Here is a 24064-nt window from a genome sequence, read left to right as displayed (position 1 = left end):
GGTCGCGCGTCACGGCGCCTCAAGGGACCGCGAACAGGAAGATTTCGGTGCGGCGCCGGCAGCACTCGTACCGAGTCCAGAGGTTCCAGACGAAGCTGTTGTTGGGCGTATTGCGGTAGTCGCCGTATCCGAGCAAGGCCACCGAGTCGTTAGCACCGAAGGTGTGGCAGCCCGAGGGGTAGGGGTGCACCATGGACCACTTGGGGTCGGCCACTTGGGCAAACCACACGTAGGAGTGCGGGCTCTTGGGCCGCAGGTGCGCATAGATGTGCGGCTGCGAGGGCTTGAGGATGATCTGGGCCGAGCGCTCGGCCAGTACGGCCGAGGCCTTGACCGGGTGCTGCTGGACCACCTCGCCAATACGGGGGTACTTGCTGCCCCACGTGCTGAAAACCGGTGTCTGCGAGACTTCCTTGTAACCGGGAAACCAGGAGCCCACGTAGAGCAGCTCCAGCGGGATCATGCTGCGCCAGAACAGGGAGTCGACGTCGGAGCTGAAATACACGCCGAAGGCATCGGCCGAGCTGGGACACAGGAAGTCGTTGCCGCCGCCAGCGTCGGCCGCGCCTTCGAGCATGCCGCGCAGCTGGCCCAGTTGCTCCTGAAAACCGCCCTGACTGGCCGAGTCCATCCCACCTGAGGCAGCGGGTCCCATGCTGCTCATGTCGGGGCCCACGTTGCCCATGAGGTTAGCAACGCCGGTCACGGTGTTCATCAAGGCGCTGGGGTTGGTCAGCAGGTTGATGACTCCTTCGCCGGCCTGCTGCATCAGGCCCACGGGCGCCACGGCCCACTCGGCCAGGATGTCGGGCAGCGTGGAGGGAAAGCTCATCAGCTCGGTGATGCCGGGCACCACCATGCGCGTGCCCGAGTTGTTGATGAGTACCGCAGGATTGCCGATGGCGTCGACCGTTTTCATGGTCACGGGTTCGGCCGCGCCGCGCCGCTTGGCCGACGTGTTGGCTGTTGCATCCAACGGGCTTCCCAAGATTGAGGCGCCGATGCGGTCGCCGATGCTGGATACGGCCCTGCCCACGTCGCGCCAGGGGTGGATGTACTGGTCGTTGTAGGTGCTGACCACCACGTCGGGCATGTAGTGGCTGACCCGGATGGAGGTTTCCACCGTGCAGCCGAACGGTGTGCAGCGCAGGAAGAAGCACACCCCGGTGACCATGTAGGAGATGCAACTGGGTGCTGAAGCAGCGGTCGCGGCCAGCACGCCGAGCGTGTTGGTGCTCGGAGGCGGTGCGGGCGACTGGGCCCAGGCCGGCCGTGCCAGCACCAGGGCACACACCAGGCCACGCAGGAGCGCCTGGGCGGCGCGGGTGAGTGGGTCGAGCCGTCGTGTCAAGGAGGATCTCCATTCAGCGCTTGGCGGCTGCGGCGCGGTGCTGCTGCACCAGCGCCAGGGCCTGTGGTACGTCGGGCACCCCATAGATGACGTTGGCGCCATCCACGACGATGGCCGGCAGACGGTCGATCTTGTAGTGCCTGGCCAGCGCGATGCCGTTGGCGGCACTGAGCACATGCGGGGTGATCTGCTTCTTGATTTCGGCCTGGTTGGCCTGGAAGTACGCGCGCGCGGCCGCTTCGGTCTTGGGCAGGCGCTGGTTGATCGCCGCCTCGACGTTCTTGAGCGCGTCGAGCCGGTAGATGGCCAACTGGTAACGCAGGGGTTCACCCCCGGTGATGACCATGGCCGAGTTGGCAAACACCTCGACCTTGGTGATGCCCCGGTAGAGGTCCGTGGAGGCAGGTTGGGCGTGGACGGAAGCGGCCAGGATCCAGCCTGCTAGCCAGGGCATGCGGCGCGCTCTGGCTAGCTGCCTGTTCGACTCAGTGGTTGGCTTGTGCATGAGCATGTCAATTCCCCTGGAGCTTCTGAAAAATCGCGACGGCCCGGTCCACGACCGCTGCTCTGGACTGCGCCTGGACGATGCCGCTGCCAAGCGCCAGCATCACCAGCAGGATGCAAAGCAGGGCAGAGCGGACGACACCTGCGCTGAGACCGAACGTGTTGACCTCTTGATGAGTCATTTCAGCGTCCCCCGGTGTCGAATTCCTGGAGCGCTTTCTCGCGACCTTCCGGGTCCAGATAGTCCCAGCGGTAGGCCACTTCCAGTGCCGCCGCGTGATGCACCTCGGGAATCGCCCTGAGGCGCTCGTCCACCAGTTCGGAGAACAGGCGCTGATAGCGGTCATGGGCGCTGCCACAACTGCGCGAGGCCTGCGCGGCTAACTGCACGCACTGCTCGTTCCAGCGGGCGGCGTTGAAGCTGGTGATTTCCTGGTCCATGGTCCGTCCTTTTTCGATCAGCCGCGCTTGGCGGTCAGTTCGTCGGCCACAATCTGAGCGGCCTGCATCTCGGAGCAGCCGTGCTGATCCATCAGGCGGCGTCGATGGGCTTTTTCGTGGCCCTCGGTCATGGCCAGGGCAATCGGCAGGGCCGGTGGCACGTTGCGAAACAGCGCCTGGTCCGAAGCCGAGATGAGCACGCCCTCGGTGTACTTGGGCGGCTCCTTGCGAGCCGACTCCATGAGGGCGCGCTGTTCGGGAGTGAGACTGCGAAACCGCGCCACCTCCTCGATCTCGGAGCGGTCCATGGTCAGCAGCATCCAGTATTCGCACATCGACAGCACGCGGCTCATGCTGTCGGGGAAGTCCTTAAGGTTCTGCGTGGCCAGCCAGAACCAGATGTTGAGCTTGCGCCACATCTTGGTGCCTTTGGCGATCTTGGGCCCCAGTAGCTCATTGGTGGTGATCAGGTGCCCCTCGTCGGTGAGCATGATCAGCGGCCGGTCCTCGGCTTGTGCGCGCTCACCGCGCGACTGCACCGAGTCGATCAGGCTGGTGTAGGCCACGGCCAGCGCATCGCCGTAGCCGTCCTGGGTCAGTGTGCCCATCTCCACCAGGGTCACATCGGCATCGGGCCAGTCCACGCCCTCGCGGTTGAAGAGCTTGCCGCGCAGGCCCTGGGTGAAGCTCATCATGGCCTGACCCATTTCTTCGGCGCGCGCCTGGCGTGCAGGGGAGAGCGTGGTATCGGCGTGCATGCCCATGAGGGCGATGGCCACGTCGTGCGTCAGCGGGTGCTTGCGGCCGTCGGCTGCGGATCGGGTGGCAGCGCGGATGATGGCGTTGGTGATCAGGTATCGGTCGGCGCGGGACATGCGCTCGACCTCCTGCTGCTCGCCACCGGTGATCATCATGATCGCAGCGATCAGCATTTCTCCCAGCAGATCGCGCTTGTCGGTGCCTTCGTCGTCGGCGTCGGCCTCATCACCACTTGCGGCCGTGGGCTCGCGCTCGATCTCGTCCGGCTTCTTGTCGTCCAGTAGCGCATCCAGGCTGGCATCGTCGGGCATGCCGGCGTTCTGCCGGGCCTGCTGCTCGGCGGCGCGGTAGGAGGACATCACGTCCTGGTCGCCCAGCAGCCGGTGGGCGTGGAAGAACGGCGGCAGGGACACGTCCGCCTCGTTGGTCAGCGTCACGCTGTAGGTGGACAGGCCCATGGTCTTGAAGTAGTCCATGAGCAGGGAGAAGGACCGGCCAGCGTCGGCAATGACCAGGCGAGGGCGGTGCACCGCCATGGTCAGCATGGCGATGTAGTTCAAGGTTGCGCTCTTGCCGGCACCGGTTGGGCCCAGCACCAGCATGTGGGCGTTCTTCTTGCGGTCGTGCCGGTTGAGCGGATCGACCCACAGGGGTTCACCGCCCCGGTTCCAGAACCACATGCCCGGATGCGGCGTGCCACGCGAGCGGCCGTAGACCGGCAGCAGGGCTGCGATCTGCGAGGCGAAGGTCAGGCGGGTGCGGCGCAGCTGCTTGGCATCGAAGGCCGGATCGAAGGCGAAGGGCAGACCCCGGATGAAGCTGTCCAGGGCCACTAGGTCCTGGCGGGCGTCGATGAAGCGAAGGCCAGAAGGCACGAGCTGGGCATTGACCTGCGAGATCACGGCGCCCAGATCCTCGCGGGTGGGTGCCGTGACGTACAGCGTCATGAGCATCGGATACAGCTTGTCGCCCTCGATCATGCGCTTGAGCACCTGCACGCACTCCTTGTGCGTCTCCATTGCCAGCGGCGTCTGGGCGCGCGAGGCGTCGCGGATGCGGGCGATGTGCTCGTCCAGCCGGTGTTGCGGCTCCACGGTCACGGTGATGGAGAGCATGCAGCCGGCCGGCAGCCGGTCAAAGCGCGCAAAGGCTTCCTTGCCCAGGCTGCGCTCGGCTGTGAAGTGCCCGATGTTCGGGTTGGTGCGCATGCCGTCGAGGGTGAGTGCCTTGACTGGCACGCCATCGAACTCGAACAGGCCCGCCTCGGCATCCGAGACGGGTGGGCTCACGCTCAGCAGATCGGCCATATCCCACCCGAAAACCGGCGCCGCCTCGCGGCCGTCGGCATCGAGTGCGGGGGACTGATCGCCGGGGTAGGGCAGCTGCTCCAGCAGGTCTCCGGTGTGGCGGCTGGCCCAAGGCACCTTGCGATTGAAGAAGGGCAGCAGCCATTCGTAGAACTCGCGCGAGCTGCAGCGGCGGGCCTGGACGCCCGACTCCTGCAGCGTGGCCATCAGGGTGACCGAAACCGCCTCGATCTGTTGCTGCGCGGGCGAGGGGTCCTCGGACAGGCGGGTGAAGCGCTTGTAGACCGCGCAGCGCACGCGTCGATGCTGCCCGCGCCAGGGCTGCCCGCTGACCAGGGTGTCGGTGAACAGCCCTTGCGGCCGAGAGACCAGGGCCAGGTGCTTCTCGAACTCCTTGAGCACCGCCTGGGTGTAGGGGGAACTCAGGATGGCGTCGCGCCGCTCGGGATACCGCTCGTGCACCTGGGCGATGTAGTCGCGCAGGTAGGTGTTCAAGCCGCTGATATCGCGGTCGTCGTTGACGAAGAACTGGACGATCCACGGGGTGTCGGTGGACTCGGGCAGCGCCTGCAGGGCCTCCTGCACCTTGCGGGCCTTGTCGATCAGGTAGGCCGGGGCCTGGGCCTCTGTGGGCACCGCACCCAGCTCGAACAGCGCGCCCAGCGTGGTGCCGTCGCCGAGGACGAAGGTTTTCGCATCGGCCTCGTAGCTGACATACGGCAGCAGGTCGGTGAACGAAGGCGGACGCTGGGCCATGCCCTGACGGCGTCCCACGGTCATGGGCTCGCGCGGTGCAGCGTCTTTGGGCTCCTGACGGGCAGCGCTGGGTTTCTTCGGCTCCGTGCCCGCAGCGTCTGCGGCACCAGCACGCCCCTTGGGCATCAGACCCAGGGCCTGGACCACGGACAACAGACCGAGTTTTTGTGTAGCAGCCATGGACGGCGTCCCTCTTGATGGGCGGGTGGTTGGATTCGGTGGGGTTGTTCTGCGGCTCAGCGGGACGGGATGAAGCGCTCGCGCGCCTGGCTGTCTTCCTGCTCGATCTCACCGGGCAGGGCGTACTCCACCGTCTCGTACATGGGAAACACCGTCACGTAGCCCGGCACCGGGTACTTGCCCTTGGCCAGGTGGGGGTAGACCACCATCACCAGGTCGGGGTTGGGCACACGGGCAAAGCGCTGCTGCTTGGGATTGAGCGGGTCCCAGTGCTTGCTCTGACGCGCATCGCGCCCGTCCACCGTGCGGGCGCGGCTGGCCAGTTGCAGGTTGTCGCGGGCCTGCAGGTTGCGGCCCTGAGCGCCCTGACCCGACTGCTGGTCGCGGTAGACCTCGGTCACCGTGGGACTGCCCTCGGTGGCGCCGATCAGAGGCGACTCGCGCGGACCAGCTGCCGAACATGCGGCCAGGACCAGTGGCACCAGCACCGACAGGGTGAGCAGCGCTGGGCGATGCCAGCGGTGGTGGGTGTGGCGTGGGGTGTCATTCGAGGCCATGGTTTCCTCCGCGTTGGGCGTTGCTGGTGTTCTGGGCGCGGTGCGCGATCTTTCGGGCGGCGACGGCCTTGTCCAGGCGCAGCTCCTGATCCAGGTGGATTACCACCTCGTGGCCCGAGGGGGTGACCACCGCGTCGAAGGAGTTCTTCAGGCGCGAGAGCAGCCAGGCCGTGAACTCGTCGGTGGCGCCGCTGACGGCCTGGCCCATGACGTAGCGGCTGGTATCGGTGATCTGGGTGGTGGTCGAGCCCAGGGCGTTCTGGGTGACCAGCTTGGCGGCATCGGCGTAGGCCTGGCCTGCCACTCCCAGGGTCTTGGCACCGATGATGTCGGTCAGGTACGCTGGCGCGTTGGTGACGAACTTGCCGACGATGCAGGGGTTGCCGCGCGGGTCGCTGATGAAGCCCAGGTCGCCGCTTGATCCGGCCGCCGTTCCGCGACCGCGCGAGGAGACGGTGCGGATGGTGCCGTCGTTGAACACGAAGGTGGCCGAGCGGATCTTGCCCTCGGAGCAGGACAGCGCCATGTCGCCGATGGCCACACCGGTGAGGATCATGCCGGCGATGTCTTCGGGCAGCTCCCAGCCATTGGCCGCGAGGTTCTCGCGCCCGACGATCAGCTTGAACTGCATCGGATCGGTCACCCGGCCGTCAATCGGCACCCGGCCGATGATGGCGGTCATGGCCTTTGCACCCACCAGCGTCGAGTTCTCGGGCAGCGTGAAGTAGGCCTCGTCCTGTTCTGCCTCGGCGGCACCCGCCGCGCCCCCGGTGGCCGCGCCACCTGCAACTGCCGGTTCTGTGCCGGTGCGGGCGCTGGCGTTGGTGCGCACGTAGCGCGTCGAGGGAGGTCCCTGATTACGGTTGCGCGTGTCCTCGAAGGCCGCGTAGCCCATGGGCGCCACGGTCTTGTAGGCCACGGCGCCTGGCGCCGCCTCCTGCTCGCCCAGGTTCAGGTCCGCCGTGATGGGCGCTGCGGCACCACCATTGACCGTGCGACCGACCTGCGAACCTGGCGTAGGTCGCGACGTGGGCAGGGTGGGCAAAGCGCCCAGCAGCGATTCAGCGGCCTGGCCAGCAGCGTCCACGGTCGCCCCGAACTCCCCGTCTTTCTGGCCAGACCCCGCGCTTGGGCGCGCTGCGCCGCGCCGGGCCGCTTCCTCTTCGAGCTTCTTGTTGCGCTCGACGATGTCGGCCACTTGCTTGCGCAACTCGGCGTTGCTGGCCACCACCGTGGCCAGGGTCTCGCCCGCGTTGTCGTTGTCGGCGCCTTTGGTGGGCGGCAGCTCGCTGGGCTGGGGCACCGCCTTCATGGGTGCAGCGGGTGCGCCGCCCTGCGAGCCGCTGAACTGCTGGTACAGGATGACCCCCACGATCAGCAGGGAGAGCACGCCCAGGACGGGCAGCAAGGTGTTCTGTTTGATGGCCATGAACAGTTCCTCCGCTCAGAGACAGGCGTCAAAGGCACGGTCGCAGATCAGGTACAGCGCCGTGGTGTCCGTCTCGCTGCCAGCGGGACCGATGCGCCCGTGCTGCGCGGTCACTGCGAGCCAGCGCCCACGCAGGTGCTCCAGTGGCAGCTCGAAGGGCTGAGTCGATTTGTTGGTCACGCGAACCGCCGTGACATACAGGCCGGCCGAGCGCCACTGACCCAGCGGCACTGTCTCGACCAAGCCACCGCGAACCAAGCCGGGTACCGGTTTGGTGCTGACCTGCACCTGGGAGATGCCGGGCCGCGTGGTGGCCAGGCGACGTGGCGCATACAGCATGCGGGAGGCAAAGCGCGTGAGTTCGACCATGTCCGCAGCCGGTGGGCCGGCCTCGGTGGCCGCTGCTGCGCCGACAGACGCCTCACGGCTGCCGGATCGGTCCAGGAAAACCTCCAGTTCGGCGCTGGCGCCCGAGGTCTGGGCATTGGCCACCAGGTCCAGCGGGATCTGCCGTCCACCGTCGATCAGCTCGGCCACGATGCGGATTTGGGCGAAGGGCACCAGCGCGGTGACATAGATGGTGCGGTCGATGGCCTCCACGCGAGCCACCGACTCGATGTCGGCGGGCACATGAAGGGCGGCAGGGCCGGGGAGCGTGATCAAGCGCTCGCGCTGAACCGGCAGGCCGACCCGAACGGGCTGCCGGTTGAAGACCGCCCGCTCCACACCGGGGCGATCCGACGGCGCAGCAGCGCCGGACGATGCTGCCGCGCGGTTGGCATTCTTGGTAGCTGGCTTGGCCTTGGGGGTGGGCGCGGCCTGGTTCGAAGACGCAGGCGTTCCCGAGTCGCGGGCCGCAGCGGCAGCGCGCGCGGCCACGCCCTGGGGCATGGGAGCGGGTAAAGCGCCGGCAGCGACGGCGCCGGCCTGTCCCAGATCCACCTCGGCGACCACGGGAGGGGAGGCGGTGCTCGATGCCGGTACCGGCTTCTGGCCTGCAGCAGGCAGGGCGATCAGCGGTGGCTGGGTCGCAGCAGGCGCGATGTCCTGCACCTGCTGCGCCAGCGACGGCACGGCTGCGAACACGGCCAGCGCCGCCAGGCTGACGCGCAGGACATGGCCCGCAAGGGTTGGGGTGTGATCAGACATGGGTCGTCCTTTGGGTGGAATGGCCTGCTGCAGCGCAGAGGGGGATGGCGTTTCATCGGCTCGATGCCGGTGCGGAGGGGGTGGTTGCTGGCGCACCGGTCGCGGTGTTGGCGCTTTCGGCAGCGAGCGGTGTCGTGGTCGGCGATGGCGACACCGCAATCGGTGCCTGGGCGCTGATCGCTGGCAGTGCTGCAGGGGTCAGTCCCTGAGCGGCGCCTATGGCGCTGTCCTTGATGTCCAGCCGGGCGGGCGCGGCAGAGCCGAAACAGTCCACGGCCAGCCTGAACGGGTTGCGCTCGCGGTCGACGTCGTAGCGCACCACGCGAACGGGATAGCGGATGAAGGCGTCCTTGACCGCCTGGCCTCGGAAAGTCTCGGTCACCTGCATGTCCAGCAGCACGGTCCAGGCCGAGGGACCTTCACCGATCACCCGGTTGTCCTGGAATCCCAGGCCGGGAATTTCGCTGATCTGACGCGTGCGCTGGTGCAGCTCGCCAGCCCGGTTGCGGTTGTCGATGTCACCCTGCAACTGCGCCTGGCAGCGCGGAGTCAGATAGGACTGAAAGTCGTAGATCTGCTTGCCGTAGTCCTTGCCGCCATCGCTCTGCCAGCGGTTGACCTGCTGCCAGACGTAGTAGGCGAAGCTGTACACGTTGGGGTTGGGCACGGGCGCCACGCCACCGGTGACCGACACGCGCTCCCCGGCGCGCAGGTCAGGGTTGATGTGCAGGTCGATCTGGCGCGGCCTGGCCCACAGCAGGGCCATCCCGACGACGGCCACCAGGCCGATCACCACGAGAGCCCGGAACAGGCGGGCGTTGTGGGCGCGTTCGGCGGCAAGGGCATCAAGGTATCTGGACATGGTGATCGGCTCGTTGGTAAAACTCAGGATTCATGGGGCGTGCGGCGCAGCCGCGCCAGTCGGCGCCAGAGGGAACGGCCGGCCTGTGGGTCCAGGAGGTGACTCAGCGAGAACGGCAGAGAGCGACCCAGCGACCACTGCCCGTGGTAGGTGAGAAAGCGGCTCTTGCTCAGGCCCTTGCGCGTAAACCACAGGTGCAGCGCCTGGGTGTAGTAGCCGTCGGGCCGACCGCGCTTGAGGTCCTGCAGCTTGGCCGATCCGAACCACAGGGCGGCAATCGGCCCGAAGATGGCCGGCAGCAGCATCAGCTGCCACAGGCCCGTGAACAGCAGCAACACCAAACCCAGGAGCAAGCAGACGGGAATGGAGATCGCCGCCATGACCTTGGCCTCGGTCACCGTCATGCCGCGAAGCACGGACGGTTCCACGTTGACGCGGTGGGTCAGTGGCACCCGCTCGGGCGCATGGCTGCGCTCGGCGCTGCGCTGGGTGTCGTCGGACGCCGTCGGTGTGCTGCTCATGACCTGTTCCCTTGCTTGAACCTGGATGTGATTTGCTACGCGGGACGGTCAGGTCTGCCCGATCACCTGGAAGGCGTAGGTCACCAGGATCACGAGGAACACCGTGAGGATCATCCCCATGATGAAATACTCCTTGAGGTCGGCGATCTGCGCGCGGCCGGCCGTGTACTCGCGCCACTTGGACAGCGCACCGCCGACCACGTAGAGAAATCCCAGGGCGACCAGCACCAGGCCGAGGATGGCCATACCCGCCTTGAAGTAGGCGCTCATGGCGCACATCCAGTCGCCAGCGGCGCAGGTGGCGCCGTTCATGTCCGTTCCGGGGGTGGGCATGGTGGGTAGCGCGGCCAGGGCCGGGCTGCACATCACGGCCACGACCGGTGCCAGCGCCCAGCGCTGCAGGCGGTCGCCCAAGTGTTTGAACCCTGCGGCAGCGGCCTGCCGGGCGGGTGGGTGTTGACGCTGGGTCATGGGTGTGCTCCTTGAAGTTGAAGAAGTGATGGATGAGGGAAGGAAAACCGGTGGATGGGTCAGAACATCACTCGCGTCACCGGAACACCGCGAAGAACAGAACCGCCAGGATCACCATCACCTTCAGCGCCGACCAGGTGGCCGACATCAGTGAGGCGCGCTCTTCCTTGTAGGCGTTGAAGATGGCCAACATGGCCCAGGCGAAGACCAGCAGGATCACGCCGCTGGCAATGAGCTGGACCGTGGTCCTCAGGGCGGTGGGCGAGACACCTGATCCCGCCTCGAATGCCAGACTCATCGTGGGGTCCATGCAGCAGCTCCTGTCGGAAAGGGGAGAGGTGGGCTCACTGGCGGTAGTCGCCACGCAACGGCGGCACCGGGCGCGGCTGGCGCGGCGCGTCCACGTGCGAGGTGATGCCCTCTCGCAACTGGCCCAGGTCGCGCAGCAGCCAGTCGTAGCGGAACTTCACCCGCTCGCCCGTGGGCGCGGTCTGCGCGGCTTCGGAGACCATCACCTGCACGCGCTCGATCTCCGAGGCGATGCGCGCCAGGTTCTCGCGCTCGGTGTCGGCGTCGCCCGCCTGGGCGTTGGTGGCGCTCAGCGCCACATAGAGCACTGCGAGCACCCAGCTGCGGCGCACGCGCGTGCCTGGGGTGGCCTGCAGGGGCGACGGGGACGGGAGCATGGAAACAGAAGTGTTCATCGGGACTCCTTGGGCTGGAACAGGGGGGATCTGCGCGGCGCCGGGCTCGAAGAGCGACGGGATGCAGTGCGACGTGGTTCGATGGGCTGGGTAGCTGGGCAGCATCAGACGTACTTCTTGAAGGTGGCCACCGTGGTGGACATGGCGAACGCGACCAGCACGGTGAAGACGATCACCATGTGGGATGGGTTGAAGTTGCCGAACGGCCAAGCCAGGTACAGGCCGAAACCTCCGGTCAGCGCCCAGGCCGTGTAGCGCTTGGCGTGGTGGTAAACGAAGGAGCTTTCGCGCCCGCCCCCCCAGCGGCGCAGGTCGCGGCGCACCAGGCCATCGACCACACCCACGAGGCAGGCCAGGATGAAGGCCGGGGCGGCAAACGCCGCCACCGACAGGCGCAGCAGCACGTCCTGCAGCACGTACATGGAAGTCACCGCCCAGCGGCTGAGCAGAATCTGCATGGAGCGGTTGGCGCGGGCGGCGTTGTGGCGCAGATCGCCCGAGGGCGCATCCTGCGCGGCCTGGAAGATCGCCTGCTGACGCTCATACCAGGCAATCACCCCCAGCCGCTCGTAGGGCAGGCGCACATTGCGCACCAGCTGCTCGGACCAGGCCACGGTATCGCGCACCAGCAGGCTGCGTGGCGCCTGGGCGATGTACTCCAGGTCCTGCTCCACGATCTGCTGTGCGTGGTTCTCCTGCAGATCGCGCCAGAGCGTGAACGAGCCCACGATCTCGATCATCATTCCGATGAACCAGGCGAAGAGGGTGATGAACAACAGACCAAAGCCCATCTCCAGGCCCAGCTCGACCGGACCACGTGCGCGCGGCCGGCCCGGCGTCTTGGCGACCATGGCACTCATTCCAGCACCCCCGTGGCGTTGGCCGAGCTGTTGAAGTCCATCTCGCGCGGCTCGGTTCGCGTTGCCAAGCTGTCATCGCCGTCCGAGTCTTCCTGCTCGTCCTGGATCTGGTCGCGCAGCGCCAGTGCCGTGTCGATCACCCCGCCGCCAGCCAGGCCGATGGGCTGGTTGCCCAGCCAGTCGGTCTCGCGCGCCCACTGCTCGGAGGTCCGGTAGCGCGCCTTCATGTCCAGCGCCACCTGCCGGATGGACTCGGGCACGAACGGGTCGGCATCCTTCCTGGGCAGGGGGATGCGCAGCTTGAATCGCCGGTTGCCTTCGAGCAGGGCGAACGCCTGACCCTGCGGCAGACTCAGGATGTCGGCCGGCTGGATCATCGGCACCTTGGTGCTGGTGACGATGTCCACGTTGCGCGAGGTGAAGTCCACGCCGCTGCCGTCGGCCGCGCTGTCGCTCACACCGGTACTGGGTGTGATGTGCACCACGTCCACCTGCGGCACCTGCTCGGCCAGCAGGTTGGCCGTGTTGACCGAGCGCACCCGCAGCATCACCAGGTGGTTGAAGTTGTCTAGGATCTGGCCGGCCTTTGCCTTGTCGCCCACCTTGGCCTCGATGTCGAACATCGACTGGGTATAGGCCGTGATCCGAAAGCCCGAGCCACCGAGCTTGTTGACCATGGGCACGAACTCGGGGCCGGCGATCTCGTTGACCTCGTCGAAGTGGCAGCAGATCGTGGGCAGCACGATCTTGCCCGTGGGGTGGTGCGGGTCCAGACCCGTCTTGTAGAGCTTGCCGCCGACGCTGACCAGATCGGCCAGCATGCTGTTGCCCACGGCAGAGGACACGACCGAGTCGGTCAGCGCGTCCAGCCCGCAGTAGACGATTCCGCCCTGGCGGATGACGCTCATCCAGTCGAAGATCGGGCGCTTGTCGTGGGGGTCGAAGTAGTCCGGGCTGATGAGCTTACCCACGGCGCCGGAGGTCAGCTTCTCCAGGAACGGACCGAGACTGGCGATGATCTTCTCGTAGAAGGACCGCTCGTAGGACACCGCCGCCGCCAGGCCCGTGAGCACCTTGTCAGGCACCCGCAGCTCCTTGATCAGAGAGATCATGGCCACCAGCGGCGGATCGCGGTCGGAGAGCGCGCGCGAGACCGGGTATTTCTTCTTCTCGATCAGGCCCTCCAGATGGCCCAGCCGGTCTTGGTAATCGGTGTACTGGCCCTCTGCTGCCTTCTGGCGAAACACCATGTGGGCGTAGTCCATGAAGAGGGGGTCGATGCCCGTGACGTCGGCCAGCAGGCTCTCGTAGGTCGGCACCCGGCCCAGCGCCACCTGGGCTTGCGCCACCAGGTTGGTGAAGCGCCAGCTGAACTCCTTGAACGCGGCCGAATTGCCCGAGGAGGGCAGGGCGTTGGTGGCACGGGCGGCCACCTCGGTGATGCGGGAGAAGTTGCCGATGCCGTTGTAGCGGGCAGAGATGTCGGGATAGCCCAGGTGGAACAGGTAGAACTGGTTGCCGCGGCCGGCCCGGTGCGCTTCGGCGTACAGCCGCATCATCAGATCGGCGTCCCCCTTGGGATCTATCACGATCACCACATGGCCCGCGTGAATGTCCTGCGTGGCCAGCACTTCGAGCAGCCGCGACTTGCCCACGCGCGTGGTGCCCAGCACGATCATGTGGCCCGTGCGCGAGGCCTGCCGCATGGTGATGGGACGTTCCTCCAGGGCGCCCACGCCATGGAGCAACGGGGAGCCGCCCAGGTCGTCATAGGCCTTGAGCGGGTTGAGCCAGTGGTCCCACTGAACCATCTGGGCGGTCAGGCCCGCCACACCCATGCGGATACTGATGAACTTTGAGGGCGGGGCCTGATCGGAGGTGGCCGCCACTGCGGCCTCCTGGCTCCAGGCGGACAGGCGTGTGCCCAGCTGTCGCAGGGCCTTTTCTCGCGCTTGCGGCTTGACGAAGCGCTCGGCGTCCGGCCGGCTGGCCTCGTGCTTGCGCTGGGTGTGCTGCTGGGACCACTCGAAGCCGTGCCCGAGGTAGAACTGCCCGGGCTCGACCGGGATTTCGTGAGGCGCCATGCGCGTCACGGGGTAATACTTCATCCCGTGCTGGTACTTCAGGATGTGCAGCGCCTGCTTGCAGCGCACCCACCCGAAGTAGCCCGCGATGGCCGCGAGCACCCAGCCCATCCACGGCGGCATCATCAGCGCCCACGGCGCCACGATGGCCACCAGGGCCACGCCCCAGACGGTCATCGTGCTCCACAGCTCCACCGGAGGCCGCAGCAGCGCTTCGAGTGCGTCGTCGGGCTTCACGGCCTGGCCTCCTGCATCGGCGCCGCAGTGGGCGAGGCGCCCGCCGCGCGAGGGGGCGAGCTGGTCAGGCGCCCATCGGCGAGCACCAGCAGCGGATAGGTCTGCATGCCTGCCCGTCGCAGCGTGGTGGTGAGCCAGTCGCCCACCATGGGGGCCAGCGATGCGCCACCAGCGAGCTGCTGGACCTGCTTGAAAGCGCGTTCGGATTCGGCCTGCACCACAAGACCGGACGCCCCCAGGGCAATCAGGGCCTGACGGTGCTGCGACAGCCATTGGCGGCTGAGCGGATCGGTGCCAACCAGGAACACCGGATGAGCCAGCCATTCGGGCCGGAACAGGCCGCTGGCGGTGCGGGCCTGCGCTTCGGAGAGCACGCCCGGCACCATGCCCGAGCGGATCGGGAATCGCACGCCTTCGAGCACGCCGGCCTGGTCCACCCCTGCCACCAGGTGACCGAGGTAGGTGCCCATGGGTACGGCACCGGCCCCCGAGTGAATGACCACCGGTTGCGACAGCACCATCGTTGGTAGACCCATTCCCATGAGACACCAGAACGAGGCGGCGACCAAGCGCATGGCCTTCATGCCGGCGCTCCCAGTGAGCCTTGACGCGAGCCCTGACGGCGGTACGTCTGCGCCAGACTGAGCACACGGCGCACGTAGTGCCGCGTCTCCGGGTAGTTGGGCACCCGGTGGCCCGCCTTTATGACCGCTCCCGGTCCGGCGTTGTAGGCAGCGACGGCGAGCTCGACATCGCCGCCGAAGCGGGCCAGTTGCTCGGCCAAGTACTTGGTGCCCAACACGATGCTCACGCGCGGGTCGGCCAACAACTGCTCCACCGACAGACCCTGCAAATCTTGCAGACCCAGATCGCGCGCGGTGGATGGCAGCACCTGCATCAGCCCGATGGCGTTCTTGGGACTGACGGCATGGGGATTGAAGGCCGACTCGGCATGGATCACCGCCTGCACCAGGTGTGTATCGACCGCGAAGTGGTGAGACGCTCGCTGGAGCATCTGTGCCATCTCCGGGGTCATCTGGCGCCCCCGTCTTTTGGCTTGCACGGGCCGCTGCAGCAGCTGCTCGGCCACGTCTGCCGCCGTGTCGGAGGTCGCAGAGGGGAGGGTTGTGCCCACCGGCACAGGCTCAGAAAGACCTCGTGCGGCCGTGTGGCTCCGTGCTGCGGGCTGCTTGCTCATCCGGGGCAGGATCACGCGCTGATGTTCCGCACCGCTGATCCATGCCGCACCCTGCTCGGACTCCTGCGCATAGGGTTGCGTCCCCACCAGGGCCGCGCCGACGCACAGCACCCACGCGCCCACGCGCCTGAACACTGGGCGGTTCGAGAGGGACAAAAGGTGGTGCTGAGCTTGCATGTCCGTTTTCTGGCTCAGCGGCGGGGTGCGGCCTTGGCTGGAGCCAAGGGACGGGATGGGTCCTTGACCAGCTTGCGCGGAATGCCCAGCAGATCGGCGGCTGAGGTTGGCCCCTCCACCATGGGCAGCCCCTCGAAATCCACGACCTTCTGGTTCGGGTACAGGCGCGACTGGGCCTGCTGGAACGCGCGGTTCCAAGCCAGCGAGCGCTCGACATCGGCCTGCAGGGCACGGGCGAACATCTCGGCGTAGCGCTGGCGCTCCGCGTCATCGCGTGCGTGGATGCCCAGGGCCTCCACGGGAGAAAGGTTTTCGACGGAGAACGCGGCCCGGGGTCCCTTGAGCAGGACCTTGGCGCGGATCATCTCTTCCTCGCTCAGGCCCCAGATTTGAGCCACCAGCAGATCGTTGGCATCCAGGCGCGAATGCGCCTGGGCGATGCGTTGCGCATTGGTCTGACCCAGTTGCGTCTGGGCCTCCTGAATGCGTGTGGTGGCGGTTTGCGCCCCTGCCGGCTGCACCAGCACCCACATCAGCAGGCATGCGGCGCCCAGCACGCCCACATAGCCCAGCACCGGGCGAAGTAGCGGGGTCCTCATGGCTGACGCTCCACGGCGATGCTCACCGAACGGGCACCGTCGCTGAACGTCGCGCGTTGGCCGGCCACATCCACGGAGGTCAGCGTCACACCCTGGTAGGAATCGCCGGGCGAGAGCACTCGCACTTGCGCCGGGTTGCCTCCGACTTCACCGACCAACACCGAAGGCCGGCCGTCCCACATGTCTACGCTGAGCACCTGGTGGGTCGGCCGGGGAGCCACGGCAGCGACCGGGCGGCGCACTGCGGGTTTGCGCGGCGCCGGACGGCTTGCCGCCGCTGATGCGACCGTCTGCGGTGCGGCCGGCGGCGGCAGGATCGAGGGGTGGGGCAGGAAGTCGGCCACCTGCAAACCCGCGCCATCCTGGCCGGCGCCTTCCTTGATGTAGCCCTGAGCCTTGAAGCCGGCGACCAGCTGGTCCAGTCGGTTCTCCAGACGCTCCAGCTGTTCCTGCAGCTTGGGGTCTTGCGCAACCGATGCAACAGGCACGGCCTCGGCCGGCGCTGTGGTCGGCAAGGCAGGTGGCAGACCCGGGGCCGCCTGCGCAGTGGGGTCAGCCAGCGCAGCCACTGCGGGCGATGCCTCCTTCTTGCGAGCGAATGGCAATCCGTCCGAGGACCACATCATGAACGCGGCCACCGATGCCAGAATGAGTAGGAGGACCAGGGCACCGGTCAGCACCGGCTTGCCCTTTTTGACCGGCGCGGCGCTCACGGACGTCGAGCGCACGAAGGTCGGGTCTGTGCTGCTGCGTGCCGGCTCGGGCGGATCGGGCAACTCGCCCTCGGATTGATGGGCAGCGGCCTTAGCACGGGGGGAACGTGACGCGCGTGACTGCTCGGCATCGCGGCGTTTGTTGTCCCAGAACTCGTCGTCCTGCTGGCGCTGAAACTCCTGCATTTCTGCATCTGGGTCCATGGCGGTCCTCACGGCGAATGTGAAAAGTGGTCGAAAGGGAACTGAATGCGGTGCGCGGCGAGCAGGGTTCAGGGCGAGCCGAAGACATCAGCGCGACGTTCTGCCTCCACGGCTTGCGCCTGAGGTCTGGGCGGTTGAGGCGCTGGGGTGCCCTTGAAAGCCGAGCGGGTGAACCAAACCTGGCGGCTCACCGGATCGCTGTGCAGTTGCCAGGCGGGACCCAGCAAGGTCTTGAGCAGGTCGCTCACACGGTGCGGACCTATGCGCCGCTGCGACTCGGGCAAGGGCAGGGCGAGGAAGTTGCGCGCGGTTTCATCCAGCGCCTCGGCGGGGACCAGCCGAAAACCCGTGCGCACCAGGGTGTGTGCCAGCGCCTCGCCCACCGTGTTGACCGTCTGGCGCGGGTAGCTCAGCTGCGCGTACACCGACAGCGGGTCCGACAGGCTCTCGGTGGGCGCTCCCGCCTGCGTGGTGTAGCGCCCCACCTGGACCTGGCTGCCGTCAGGGGTGACGGTCTGCGCGAGAACGGGATGAGCTGTCGCCGCGACCACGGCCAGCAACACAAGGGAGAAAAGTGCTTTGAATGACATGGACCCGCCTCTTCACTGGTTGAAATCACTGGACGCGCCTGGGACCTGCTGGGAAGAAAGCGCCTGGTGACCCGCGAGGGCCACCAGGCAAACATGACGCCCCCAGGAGATGCGTCGCCAGTGCAGGGCAGTTTCTGAATCGGGAGGGTTTGTCGCCACCGAAAACCTGCCGCAGAAAAGGCAGGTTTTCGCTTGACAGGGCAATGCTTTAGCGGTATCCGCCATTTCCAGTCGTGGCAAAGTGACGACAAAGGTGCGCTGCCCCGAGGGCGGGGCAGGGACGGGCAAAGGCGGTTTACCGGTTAATGGCCCTATCCAAAGGGCGCCCCCCTCCCAAGGTTTCGGGGGCCAAAGGGCCTACTGGAACGGGCAATGCGGGGGATACGGGCACAGGCAGTGCAGCCGCACGGCGGGGCGTGCGGCTGCACTCGGATGCGGGTAGCAAAACAGCGCGCGGGCGTCAAGCGAAAACCTGCCGCACGTGCTGGCAGGTTTTGAGTTGAATGAAAGGGCTGGTGTGCCTAGAGTGATCCGGTCTTTTTTCGCACGGATTCACAACAATGACCACGCGCCAGCCGCTCTCGCCCAAGATGGGTTTTGCCAACACCCTGCACATGGCCGATGGGCGCAGCGTCCATGATGCTCAGCACGCACCTTATCTGGTGGCGGCCTCGCTGCACGAGTTGGGCATGGTCGACTGGTTGCCGCGCGTTTTCGGCTTCCTGCGCATGTACGACGGCGTGGCACGGTGGATGGAGACCGGCATGCCCGAAGCGGCCTGCATGGCGGACCTGGACCTGCGCGAGGAGGTCATGCGCAAGCGCAGCGGCGCCACCCAACCCGAACAGGACCCCGCGGCGTTGCGGTTCCGGCTCGCCGTGTTGCTGACCAATTCGCCTGTGACACTGTTCGGCGCGCGCTGGAAGCTCGAACGCAGGTTCAAGGATTTGCCCATGGACATCCCGTGGAATCCGCTGGAGCAGCCCTGGCTGACGTTCCTGGGGCAGCACATCGTCCTGCCTGACCACGCCACCTTACATATCAACCGCAAGGGACGTCAGATCCGCCAACAGCTCATGGCCTACCTGCTGGAGCGCTGAGGCATTGGTCATGATCGGTCACTGCATGCGCTGGATCAAACGCTGGGACCCACGTTCGCCACGCCCGGCATCCAGCGTTGCATCAGGCACCGCCATCCCGCCGCGTGCGGCACCCGATGAGGTGAATCCCCCCATGCCGGTGGTCCGTGGCCACGCCGAGGGGTGGCTGAGGGTTCTGCCTGCGACCGACCTGCTGCGCGTGGTGCATGGCGGAAAGGCACTTGACACCATGTGGCGCCAGTCGCGTCTGGCGCAGATCGTCTGGGAGCGGGACTTGTTGCCAGCGGTCCACCGCTATGCGGAGTTTGTGCAGCTCATGCCCGCTTCCGAGTCGCATCACCACGCCCATGTCGGTGGGCTGCTGTCGCACACGCTGGAAATGACGCTGGCGGCGATGACCTGGCGCAACGGTCACTTCTTCCCGGAAGGTGCAAGCGTCGAGGAGATGGACGCTCAGCGCGACGAGTGGACCTATGTGGTTTTCTTCGCAGCGCTGCTTCACGACGTGGGCAAGATCATGGCGGACCTTCGCATCAACTGGATCTGCACCGGCATCGGAGCGCCGCTGCGTTGGGTCCCGATGTCCGGGCCGCTGACCGCCATGGTGCAATCACGGCGTGGTGGTGAGTATCTGGTGGAGTTCACACCGAAGTCTGCGCGGGACTATGCGGCACATTCCCGCCTGGCCGCGATCCTGCTGCAACAGGTGGCGCCGGCCACGGCACTGAGCTTTCTGGCGCGCCGGCCGCAAGCGTTCGAGGCTCTGACGCAGTACCTCTCTGGCAGTGACAAGAGCAGCATGCTGGCCCAGCTGGTGCGCAAGGCAGACCAGACCTCGACACAGCAGGCGCTGGCCAAAGGCAGCCGCGAGCGCTTCACGACCGCCACGAGCATCCCGCTGATCGATCTGCTGATGCAATCGGTGCGCGAGATGCTCAGGAGCGGCACCGCCTTGCCGCTGAACCGTTCCGGTGCCGCTGGCTGGGTCTACGACGGGAGCATCTGGTTTGTGGCCAAGCGACTGGCCGATGCGGTGAGGCAGCACATACGACAGCACCACCCGGATGAAGCTGTGCCAGGCGAGAACAAGAATGATCGGCTGTTCGATACCTGGCAGGAGTACGGCTGCATCCAGCCCAACCCGCAAAGCGGACAGGCCATCTGGTATGTGCTGGTGCAGGGTTCGGCCGTGGACGGTTCCGAGTCTGTTGCAGTGGCTCCTGTGCAAGGGGCAGGGGAGAACGATGGGGCCTACAGTCACTCGCTGACCATGCTCAGATTCCCGCTGGACAAGGTGTTCGAGGAAGCAGTGGCATACCCACCCCCGATGCGCGGGCGCATTGAGGTGCAGGTCAAACGTGGAGCAGCTTCGGGCGAGGCGGCCAACGAATCGTCCGCTGAGCCAGCGCCTCGACAGGATTCTGGATCGGGAATCCAGTCGGCTCTGAGTGAGGGTGCAGATGCGCCATCGAACAGCAATGTCGACCAGGCCACCCGGCCACCGACTCCCGGCGCGGGTCATCAGGAGACCTCTGGCGCGGCCAAGCAGGCCAAACCCAAGGCCGAACAACTGCGAGCGCCTGCCTTCAAGCGGCCGGGCAAGCCAGCCGAAGCGACCAAGGCGGCGGGCGGCCCCAAACCTGGCGATCCGGTTCAAGGCACGCCACGGGCAACAAGCGCCCCAACGAACATGCCACCGCGTGGTGAGCAGCGCCCGACCGAGTCACGGCAGGTACCACCAACCTCATCACCTGCGGCGGCTGCTTCGAGTCTGGAGCCTCCGCTGGACAAGTGGCTGGATTTCGAGGACGACGCTGCAGCGTTCAAAGACTTCCCGAAGCTGCCGCATCAACCCCTGGAAACGCAAAAAGCCGCACCGCGAGGGCCGTCGGTCGCGACCGCACCGCCAAAGGCACCTGCATCAGCGGGCAAACGTGCATCCAAACCTGGAGCAGACGCGGCCACATCGCCCGACACTGGCGCAATCCGTACCACAGAGGCGCTTCCAAGCCTGCCTCCGCTGCCAGCAGTTCGACCGCTGCTGGCTCGCTCTGGGCAGCCGCCCGAGGTACTTGCCAGGGCGGCTCCCACACAGTTCCAGACTGCGCCAGTCATTCTCAGTCCATTCCTGCCAGAGCTGCCGCATGAGACCGCCGGCAGGCCCAGCGAACCCACTCCTGCTGCAGTTGGCTTCATCGAATGGCTGCAGCAAGGCCTGTCCAGCCGGGCCTTGAAGTACAACGAGACGGGCGCGCTGGTGCATTTCGTGGCCGAGGGCATGGCGCTGGTCTCACCGCTGGTATTTCGTACCTACGCCGCAGAAACTGTTGCAGCCAGTGATGCCCAGGTCGACGCACAGGCGCTGCAGGTGCAGCGCGAAGTGATCAAGTCGGGATGGCATCTGATGGGGCCCGGCAAGGTCAACATCCTTAAGTACCAGGTCATTGGGCGCGGTGGCGTACCTGTGGGCAAACTCAGCGCCGTGGTGCTCACTCAGCCGGACCGCTGGGTCGTGCCTGTGCCACCGGTCAACCCGGTCCTCAAGCTCGTTTGAACCGCAGGTGCTGGATGGCTGGTAGATCTGACAGGGAGCGTTGAAAAAGTTTGACAGAGTCAGTCATGATGACTACATTGCAACCGTGCATCAGGGGAAACCAACTTGCTTGGGACCTGCGAAGGGCGTCACACATCAGTTGTGGCATCTGATCAAAAGTTGTGCAGACAGCGTGGAAAGTTGAACGGGCTCAGGCCCGTTTTTACGGCCTTCTCAATATTCCACGATGTATATTATGTTAAATTATTGAGCCATCAAATCCATGATTCAAGGTTCGGCCCAAATGTTGCTCCTGCTCTCGTGAGCAGCCCCATGCATCCGGGGAAACACCAGCTTGGTGCGCCCGCTAATTGGACTGCCCACACCTACAATGTCGCCCACCGGCAGGAGTCCAATCCGGCCAGTTCCATTCAACCCTCTCAAGGACGTTCATGAAGCATCTGTTTCTGACCCTCAGCATGATCGGCGCCGCCACCCTGGTGGGCTGTGGCAAGACCGAAGCCCCCGCGCCGGCCGCTCCGGCGCCTGCGCCCACCGCCGAAGCACCGGCACCCGCTCCCGCCAGCCAGTGGCCAGAACTGCGCGTGGCCATCGACCCCACCTACAAGCCCTTCACCTACAAGACCGACGCGGGCGAGCCCGCTGGTTTCGACGTGGACGTGGCCAAGGCCCTTTGCGACGAACTCAAGAGCAAGTGCGTGTTCGTCGAGCAGGCCTGGGACGGCATGATTCCCGGTCTGCTGGCCAAGAAGTACGACGCCATCATTTCCTCGATGTCGATCACCGAAGAGCGCAAGCAGTCGGTTGATTTCACGGGCAAGTACTACAACACGCCGTCCTGCGTGGTCGTCAAGACCGCACTGAACCTGGGCGCCGAAGCCGCGGGTTTCAAGGGCAAGAAGCTGGGCGTGCTGAAGGCTTCTACCCAGGAAAAGTACGCCATGGGTGAGCTCAAGCCCGCAGGGGCGACCGTCGTGCCTTACGACGCCCAGGATCAGGTCTATCTGGACATCAAGTCCGGCCGTCTGGACGGTACCGTGGCCGACGTGGTCGAAGTCCAGGGTGGCTTCCTGTCCACACCGGACGGCAAGGACTACAGCTGCGCCGGTGGCCGCATTCCGGTCGAGTTCGACGCCAAGTACTTCGGCGCTGGCGCGGGCGTGGCCATCCGCAAGGAAGACACCGCCCTGCGCGACGCGCTGGACGCGGGCATCAAGGCCATTCGCGACAACGGCAAGTGGAAGGAACTGTCCGAGAAGCACGTCCCTGGCGTGGACATCTGGGGTTCCTGATCCACTGAGCTGAACCGCGAGCGCCGATGACGACCTATTTCATCCAGATCCTCCAGGGCCTGCTGGTCACACTCGGCGTCTCGCTGGGCGCGCTGGTTGTCGCCGCCGTGCTCGGCCTGGCCGGCGCGGCGGCCAAACTCTCGCCTTACCGCTGGCTCAACTGGGTCGGCGACATCTATTCCACCGTGATCCGGGGTGTCCCGGATCTGGTGTGGATGCTGCTGCTGTACTTCGGCGGGCAGATCCTGATCAACGACATATTTGAAGCCATGGGCTACCGCAGTGGCCCGCAGATCAACCCCTTTGTGGCAGGGGTGCTGACCATCGGTTTCGTCTACGGCGCCTACATGACGGAAACCTTCCGGGGCGCCATCATGAGCGTGCCCAAGGGACAGTCGGAGGCCGGCTGGGCCTACGGCATGAGCCGGTTCTACACCTTCCGCCGCATGGTGCTGCCGCAGATGGTGCGGTTCGCACTGCCCAGTTTCACGAACAACTGGCTGGTGCTGCTCAAGGCCACCGCCCTCGTCTCGGTGATCGGACTGGCCGACATCACCAACCTCGCCAAGCAGGCCGGCGCGGCCGCTCGCGGCGACATCCCCGGTGCCGCCATCATCTTCATGGCCTTCGCCGGTTTTCTCTACCTCCTGATCTCCACCATCAGCCTGATCCTGCTGCGCAAGGCCGAGGCCCGCTACTCCGTGGGCGTGAAGCGGGGTGAGTTCTGATGGACAAGTTTGCGATCATCTTCCAGCCGCAGAACCTGGCCCTCTACTGGACGGGGTTCCTGGCGACCATGGAGTTGCTGGCCATCAGTCTGCTGGCCGGTGGGCTGCTGACGTTGCCACTGACGCTGATGCGGGTCTCGCGCAACCGCTGGGTCTCCACGCCGGTCTGGCTGTTCACCTATGTGGTGCGCGGCACACCGCTGCTGATCCAGGTCTATTTCATCTATTACGGCATCGCCCAGCTGGAGTGGGTGCAGGCGATGTGGGACACGGTCTGGCCCTGGACGATGTTCAAGGACCCGTTTTTCTGCGCTGTGGCGGCGTTTTCGCTCAACACCTGCGCCTACACGGTCGAGATGCTGGCGGGCGCCATCAAGGAAACGCCCGCTGGTGAAATCGAGGCCGCACAGGCCGCCGGCTACAGCAAATGGAACATGATGTTCCGTCTGGTGCTGCCCAGTGCGCTGCGCCGCACCCTTCCCGGCTACTCGAACGAAGTCGTGATGATGCTGCACGCCACCTCGCTGGCCAGCGTGGTACCGGCGCTGTACGACCTGACCAACGCCGCCTACGCGATCTACAAGACCTACTACCTGGCCTTCCAGCCGTTCATCGTGGTCGCGGTGCTGTATTTCATACTGACCTTCGCCCTGGTCTATGTGTTCCGGCTGCTGGAAAAGCGCTTCCTGGCCTATCTGCGCCCACGCACTCACTGATCCCGTTTTCTCTTCCTCCGG

General features: G+C 66.0%; 25 protein-coding genes. 5 read left to right on the top strand and 20 right to left on the bottom strand.

Annotation, left to right across the window (positions count from 1 at the left end; translation table 11 throughout):
* Positions 1–19 precede the first annotated feature (19 nt).
* The 20 genes from HPF_RS11390 to pilL2 form a co-directional block, all read right to left on the bottom strand.
* A complete protein-coding gene (locus HPF_RS11390) occupies positions 20–1351 on the bottom strand; it encodes a TraU family protein (protein ID WP_165961692.1) in 1332 nt (443 codons plus the stop codon).
* Positions 1352–1364: 13 nt separating this feature from the next.
* Positions 1365–1805, bottom strand: a complete 441-nt coding sequence (locus HPF_RS11385; protein ID WP_165961691.1) for a TIGR03757 family integrating conjugative element protein — start codon at positions 1803–1805, stop codon at positions 1365–1367.
* A 58-nt stretch (positions 1806–1863) separates the two neighbouring features.
* A complete protein-coding gene (locus tag HPF_RS23650) occupies positions 1864–2037 on the bottom strand; it encodes a hypothetical protein (RefSeq protein ID WP_165961690.1) in 174 nt (57 codons plus the stop codon).
* Position 2038: 1 nt separating this feature from the next.
* Positions 2039–2296, bottom strand: a complete 258-nt coding sequence (locus tag HPF_RS11380) for a hypothetical protein (RefSeq protein ID WP_133156649.1) — start codon at positions 2294–2296, stop codon at positions 2039–2041.
* Positions 2297–2313: 17 nt separating this feature from the next.
* Entirely contained in the window at positions 2314–5298 is a 2985-nt protein-coding gene (locus tag HPF_RS11375) for a conjugative transfer ATPase (RefSeq protein ID WP_243721733.1), read from the bottom strand.
* Positions 5299–5354: 56 nt separating this feature from the next.
* Positions 5355–5855 carry a TIGR03751 family conjugal transfer lipoprotein gene (locus HPF_RS11370; protein ID WP_133156648.1) on the bottom strand — a complete coding sequence of 167 codons (501 nt, stop codon included), beginning with the start codon at positions 5853–5855 and terminating at the stop codon, positions 5355–5357.
* Complete coding sequence (locus HPF_RS11365; protein WP_133156647.1) at positions 5842–7284, bottom strand: TIGR03752 family integrating conjugative element protein; 1443 nt, start codon at positions 7282–7284, stop codon at positions 5842–5844. Before HPF_RS11365 ends, HPF_RS11370 begins: the two co-directional genes overlap by 14 nt.
* A 15-nt stretch (positions 7285–7299) precedes the next feature.
* Complete coding sequence (locus tag HPF_RS11360) at positions 7300–8433, bottom strand: TIGR03749 family integrating conjugative element protein (RefSeq protein WP_243721732.1); 1134 nt, start codon at positions 8431–8433, stop codon at positions 7300–7302.
* Between the two features lie 52 nt (positions 8434–8485).
* Positions 8486–9295, bottom strand: a complete 810-nt coding sequence (locus HPF_RS11355) for a PFL_4703 family integrating conjugative element protein (protein ID WP_084383438.1) — start codon at positions 9293–9295, stop codon at positions 8486–8488.
* Positions 9296–9318: 23 nt separating this feature from the next.
* Complete coding sequence (locus HPF_RS11350) at positions 9319–9816, bottom strand: TIGR03750 family conjugal transfer protein (RefSeq protein ID WP_133156646.1); 498 nt, start codon at positions 9814–9816, stop codon at positions 9319–9321.
* A 48-nt stretch (positions 9817–9864) separates the two neighbouring features.
* Positions 9865–10287: a TIGR03745 family integrating conjugative element membrane protein gene (locus HPF_RS11345; RefSeq protein ID WP_133156645.1), complete on the bottom strand. Its 423-nt coding sequence runs from the start codon at positions 10285–10287 to the stop codon at positions 9865–9867.
* A gap of 76 nt (positions 10288–10363) precedes the next feature.
* On the bottom strand, positions 10364–10597 hold the full coding sequence (locus HPF_RS11340; RefSeq protein WP_133156644.1) for a TIGR03758 family integrating conjugative element protein: 234 nt from the start codon (positions 10595–10597) through the stop codon (positions 10364–10366).
* 34 nt (positions 10598–10631) lie between these two features.
* Entirely contained in the window at positions 10632–10991 is a 360-nt protein-coding gene (locus HPF_RS11335; protein WP_243721731.1) for an integrative conjugative element protein, RAQPRD family, read from the bottom strand.
* A gap of 104 nt (positions 10992–11095) precedes the next feature.
* Positions 11096–11842, bottom strand: a complete 747-nt coding sequence (locus HPF_RS11330; RefSeq protein ID WP_133158089.1) for a TIGR03747 family integrating conjugative element membrane protein — start codon at positions 11840–11842, stop codon at positions 11096–11098.
* 5 nt (positions 11843–11847) lie between these two features.
* On the bottom strand, positions 11848–14172 hold the full coding sequence (gene traD / locus HPF_RS11325; RefSeq protein WP_133156643.1) for a type IV conjugative transfer system coupling protein TraD: 2325 nt from the start codon (positions 14170–14172) through the stop codon (positions 11848–11850).
* Positions 14169–14756: a PFL_4695 family integrating conjugative element protein gene (locus tag HPF_RS11320; protein ID WP_133156642.1), complete on the bottom strand. Its 588-nt coding sequence runs from the start codon at positions 14754–14756 to the stop codon at positions 14169–14171. Before HPF_RS11320 ends, traD begins: the two co-directional genes overlap by 4 nt.
* Positions 14753–15547, bottom strand: coding sequence for a lytic transglycosylase domain-containing protein (locus tag HPF_RS11315; RefSeq protein WP_133156641.1), 795 nt, complete (start codon positions 15545–15547; stop codon positions 14753–14755). Before HPF_RS11315 ends, HPF_RS11320 begins: the two co-directional genes overlap by 4 nt.
* Before the next feature lie 14 nt (positions 15548–15561).
* Positions 15562–16146: an integrating conjugative element protein gene (locus HPF_RS11310; protein ID WP_133156640.1), complete on the bottom strand. Its 585-nt coding sequence runs from the start codon at positions 16144–16146 to the stop codon at positions 15562–15564.
* Positions 16143–17063 carry a hypothetical protein gene (locus HPF_RS11305; RefSeq protein ID WP_133156639.1) on the bottom strand — a complete coding sequence of 307 codons (921 nt, stop codon included), beginning with the start codon at positions 17061–17063 and terminating at the stop codon, positions 16143–16145. Before HPF_RS11305 ends, HPF_RS11310 begins: the two co-directional genes overlap by 4 nt.
* 68 nt (positions 17064–17131) lie before the next feature.
* The gene (gene pilL2 / locus HPF_RS11300; protein ID WP_133156638.1) at positions 17132–17653 is read right to left on the bottom strand and encodes a PFGI-1 class ICE element type IV pilus protein PilL2; all 522 of its coding nucleotides are present in this window, start codon (positions 17651–17653) and stop codon (positions 17132–17134) included.
* A 560-nt stretch (positions 17654–18213) separates the two neighbouring features.
* On the opposite strand from pilL2, the gene HPF_RS11295 reads away from it, so the two are divergent.
* The 5 genes from HPF_RS11295 to HPF_RS11275 all read left to right on the top strand — a co-directional run bounded on the left by HPF_RS11295 (position 18214) and on the right by HPF_RS11275 (position 24043).
* Complete coding sequence (locus HPF_RS11295; protein WP_066260852.1) at positions 18214–18753, top strand: hypothetical protein; 540 nt, start codon at positions 18214–18216, stop codon at positions 18751–18753.
* A 133-nt stretch (positions 18754–18886) separates the two neighbouring features.
* Positions 18887–21307 (top strand): MobH family relaxase, encoded by a 2421-nt coding sequence (gene mobH, locus HPF_RS11290; protein WP_133156637.1) that lies wholly within the window; start codon positions 18887–18889, stop codon positions 21305–21307.
* Positions 21308–21738: 431 nt separating this feature from the next.
* The gene (locus tag HPF_RS11285) at positions 21739–22599 is read left to right on the top strand and encodes a transporter substrate-binding domain-containing protein (RefSeq protein ID WP_066160235.1); all 861 of its coding nucleotides are present in this window, start codon (positions 21739–21741) and stop codon (positions 22597–22599) included.
* 26 nt (positions 22600–22625) lie between these two features.
* Positions 22626–23327 carry an ABC transporter permease gene (locus tag HPF_RS11280; protein ID WP_066260857.1) on the top strand — a complete coding sequence of 234 codons (702 nt, stop codon included), beginning with the start codon at positions 22626–22628 and terminating at the stop codon, positions 23325–23327.
* Complete coding sequence (locus HPF_RS11275) at positions 23327–24043, top strand: ABC transporter permease (protein ID WP_127806713.1); 717 nt, start codon at positions 23327–23329, stop codon at positions 24041–24043. The genes HPF_RS11280 and HPF_RS11275 overlap by 1 nt, the downstream gene beginning before the upstream one ends.
* Positions 24044–24064: the final 21 nt, after the last annotated feature.

The sequence above is a fragment of the Hydrogenophaga pseudoflava genome (genome assembly GCF_004353865.1).
GTDB lineage: Bacteria > Pseudomonadota > Gammaproteobacteria > Burkholderiales > Burkholderiaceae_C > Hydrogenophaga > Hydrogenophaga pseudoflava.
Note: the sequence above shows the minus strand (reverse complement) of the source record. Positions and strands in the feature narration are given on the sequence as shown.

What these genes read in the sequence shown, in the direction of transcription:
- HPF_RS11380 (WP_133156649.1), bottom strand. Translation starts at nt 2,296, where the DNA reads ATGGACCAGGAAATCACCAGCTTCAACGCCGCCCGCTGGAACGAGCAG.
- HPF_RS11285 (WP_066160235.1), top strand. Translation starts at nt 21,739, where the DNA reads ATGAAGCATCTGTTTCTGACCCTCAGCATGATCGGCGCCGCCACCCTG.
- HPF_RS11370 (WP_133156648.1), bottom strand. Translation starts at nt 5,855, where the DNA reads ATGGCCTCGAATGACACCCCACGCCACACCCACCACCGCTGGCATCGC.
- HPF_RS11365 (WP_133156647.1), bottom strand. Translation starts at nt 7,284, where the DNA reads ATGGCCATCAAACAGAACACCTTGCTGCCCGTCCTGGGCGTGCTCTCC.
- HPF_RS11355 (WP_084383438.1), bottom strand. Translation starts at nt 9,295, where the DNA reads ATGTCCAGATACCTTGATGCCCTTGCCGCCGAACGCGCCCACAACGCC.
- HPF_RS11345 (WP_133156645.1), bottom strand. Translation starts at nt 10,287, where the DNA reads ATGACCCAGCGTCAACACCCACCCGCCCGGCAGGCCGCTGCCGCAGGG.
- HPF_RS23650 (WP_165961690.1), bottom strand. Translation starts at nt 2,037, where the DNA reads ATGACTCATCAAGAGGTCAACACGTTCGGTCTCAGCGCAGGTGTCGTC.
- HPF_RS11375 (WP_243721733.1), bottom strand. Translation starts at nt 5,298, where the DNA reads ATGGCTGCTACACAAAAACTCGGTCTGTTGTCCGTGGTCCAGGCCCTG.
- HPF_RS11360 (WP_243721732.1), bottom strand. Translation starts at nt 8,433, where the DNA reads ATGTCTGATCACACCCCAACCCTTGCGGGCCATGTCCTGCGCGTCAGC.
- HPF_RS11335 (WP_243721731.1), bottom strand. Translation starts at nt 10,991, where the DNA reads ATGAACACTTCTGTTTCCATGCTCCCGTCCCCGTCGCCCCTGCAGGCC.
- HPF_RS11305 (WP_133156639.1), bottom strand. Translation starts at nt 17,063, where the DNA reads ATGGACCCAGATGCAGAAATGCAGGAGTTTCAGCGCCAGCAGGACGAC.
- pilL2 (WP_133156638.1), bottom strand. Translation starts at nt 17,653, where the DNA reads ATGTCATTCAAAGCACTTTTCTCCCTTGTGTTGCTGGCCGTGGTCGCG.
- HPF_RS11320 (WP_133156642.1), bottom strand. Translation starts at nt 14,756, where the DNA reads ATGAAGGCCATGCGCTTGGTCGCCGCCTCGTTCTGGTGTCTCATGGGA.
- HPF_RS11340 (WP_133156644.1), bottom strand. Translation starts at nt 10,597, where the DNA reads ATGGACCCCACGATGAGTCTGGCATTCGAGGCGGGATCAGGTGTCTCG.
- HPF_RS11310 (WP_133156640.1), bottom strand. Translation starts at nt 16,146, where the DNA reads ATGAGGACCCCGCTACTTCGCCCGGTGCTGGGCTATGTGGGCGTGCTG.
- HPF_RS11315 (WP_133156641.1), bottom strand. Translation starts at nt 15,547, where the DNA reads ATGCAAGCTCAGCACCACCTTTTGTCCCTCTCGAACCGCCCAGTGTTC.
- HPF_RS11385 (WP_165961691.1), bottom strand. Translation starts at nt 1,805, where the DNA reads ATGCCCTGGCTAGCAGGCTGGATCCTGGCCGCTTCCGTCCACGCCCAA.
- HPF_RS11330 (WP_133158089.1), bottom strand. Translation starts at nt 11,842, where the DNA reads ATGGTCGCCAAGACGCCGGGCCGGCCGCGCGCACGTGGTCCGGTCGAG.
- mobH (WP_133156637.1), top strand. Translation starts at nt 18,887, where the DNA reads ATGCCGGTGGTCCGTGGCCACGCCGAGGGGTGGCTGAGGGTTCTGCCT.
- HPF_RS11295 (WP_066260852.1), top strand. Translation starts at nt 18,214, where the DNA reads ATGACCACGCGCCAGCCGCTCTCGCCCAAGATGGGTTTTGCCAACACC.
- HPF_RS11275 (WP_127806713.1), top strand. Translation starts at nt 23,327, where the DNA reads ATGGACAAGTTTGCGATCATCTTCCAGCCGCAGAACCTGGCCCTCTAC.
- HPF_RS11280 (WP_066260857.1), top strand. Translation starts at nt 22,626, where the DNA reads ATGACGACCTATTTCATCCAGATCCTCCAGGGCCTGCTGGTCACACTC.
- HPF_RS11350 (WP_133156646.1), bottom strand. Translation starts at nt 9,816, where the DNA reads ATGAGCAGCACACCGACGGCGTCCGACGACACCCAGCGCAGCGCCGAG.